Source organism: Lentilactobacillus kefiri (assembly GCF_007989105.1).
Taxonomy (GTDB): domain Bacteria; phylum Bacillota; class Bacilli; order Lactobacillales; family Lactobacillaceae; genus Lentilactobacillus; species Lentilactobacillus kefiri.
The window spans coordinates 1-2,011 of record NZ_BJVK01000080.1 but is presented as its reverse complement, the minus strand read 5'-3'; the positions used below and the strand labels follow the sequence as shown (position 1 = coordinate 2,011).

Below are 2,011 nucleotides of genomic sequence, written 5' to 3'. Positions count from 1 at the left end.
CGGAAGAATTCCTACTGGTGGTGCAACAGCTGGTGCCACAACCAATAATGGTTCTGCTACTGTTGTATCCAATCCCCAAGGCCAGTCCACTAATGGAACCAACAACAGCACTGCTGAGGGCATGACAGGTGTCAACGATTCTGCTGGTTCTGCAACTACAAAAACAGGTAGTGCTGTTACCAGTAGAAGTTCTAACCAGACTCAGTTTCAAAGTAACAACTCTAAGAACAATGGTGCTTCTGCCTCTGGTACTTCTCAGGAACAGCCACAGAATAAAGGAACTCGTAACTCCCATTCTGATCATTATGCTCAGAAATCTATGCATTCAAACGGTCAATTTCAGCCAAGCAATAAGCCGAAACACAAGTCTTATAAGACGACTTGGAAAAAGGGGGAAAAACTGGATAGAAACCAGCGAAGAGAAGTCCGATACGAACGCAAGCATTATAAAAAATATAATAAGCACTATCCCAATCTAGGGCATTTTAATGATGGTGGTGACTGCACTAATTGGGCCTCTCAAGACAGGCTTCATGCCGGTGGAAAAATGACTTCGAGTGCTAAGCACGTCAAGGGCCACTATCCATGGTCCAAAAATAAATGGTCGAAAAGTCCTCGTAAATGGTATTGCAGACAAACAAAGCCAACCAAGATTTTTGGAAAGGTACTACAAAGACACTGGAATTATTCTACTAGCTGGTCAACGGTGAATGGTTTTTACAAATATTGGACTAAAGTCAAGCATCGGCCGCATTTTGCAACAAGTAGTTTTCGAAAAGTAATGGCAAGGGTTCATGTGGGAGATGTTGTTCAGTTGCATTCCAAAGGACAAGGTTGGCATCATACCTTGACTATTTCAAAGATCACAAAGCATATGGTCTATTATACTTCTCATAATTACAATAGATTATTTGCACCGTTAACAAAGATCAAGTCTTTTCTTGGCACTTCTAGAACTAATAAAATGCGTGTTATAGAAATGGGGGTATAAGGGAATGAAACGTGCATTGATGAGAATAAAGAAAACTTTATATGCTTTTTTAGGAATATTAATTATTGTGATACTTCTTTTCACAATTCCGCCCAAAAATGCTGTTAGAGCAACTATGCTAATACATGGAGCATCTCCTGTGTCTGCATTTAGGTGTAATCCAAAGTATGATTCTGGAAACAGTCGAGAATTGAAGATGGATTTGTATACCATCCCCAATAAATATGGATATATTGATGACACAGGAGTTAGAAATACTTTGTTCAGGGTCAAAACGTATTTTGTTATTTTCCATGTAGCAGTTCCTGGGGTTCAATATCTCTCGTAGAACGTATTTTGAATGTCTGGGTCATTTTCTGTCATGGGAGCAGATTGAAACTCAGCAAGAAGCAAAATAAGGGGATAGTGATCATCCGTAAAGAAATTATTTCACTCGTCTTGATAATTGTCGCATTGGTTCTGTTACTAACCGTCCCAACCAAGAATGCCGTACGAACCATCATAGCAGTCAGCGGTCCGTCCGTTTCAACAGTGGTAAAATACAATCCGGTATATGGGCTAGTAAGGCCACTCATGAGAATGTGTATATCATTCCTCAAAAGGATGCCTATTCTGTGGGATATGGTTCTAACGTGAGACTATTCATTGTTAAAGACTATTTGTTGATTTTCCATATAGCCTACCCCACTCAACCCGAAGTTTAAGAAAAGCACACTGTGCACAATCGTAATCTAGTCATCGTTATATACTGAATCATGGTTTGCGCTAAAGCAAAAAAGCATTTGACCTTAGCAGACCAAATGGGATGTGCGTTATAGAAATGGGAGAGCTTAAAATATCTTTTATGCGTTTACACAAGATATTTTAAGCTCTCAATCAAGTATTGGATGTTTCACCCAATTAAATATTAGCTGATGGATGGAAGCTTACATCGGTAATGAGGTGAATTATATGAAACGTACGTTTATTCTGAAGTTATTGTTGCCACTTTCTTTTCTTGCATTGCTATTTTTAACACCC

Annotated in this window: 2 protein-coding genes; both read left to right on the top strand. The window is 39.1% G+C overall.

The window, feature by feature from the left end; all coding sequences use genetic code 11:
- The coding region (locus LKE01_RS11695) for an amidase domain-containing protein (protein ID WP_186806022.1) at window positions 1-991 on the top strand (991 nt) is incomplete at its 5' end.
- Window positions 992-995: 4 nt separating this feature from the next.
- Complete coding sequence (locus LKE01_RS11690; RefSeq protein ID WP_056983106.1) at window positions 996-1,319, top strand: hypothetical protein; 324 nt, start codon at window positions 996-998, stop codon at window positions 1,317-1,319.
- Window positions 1,320-2,011: the final 692 nt, after the last annotated feature.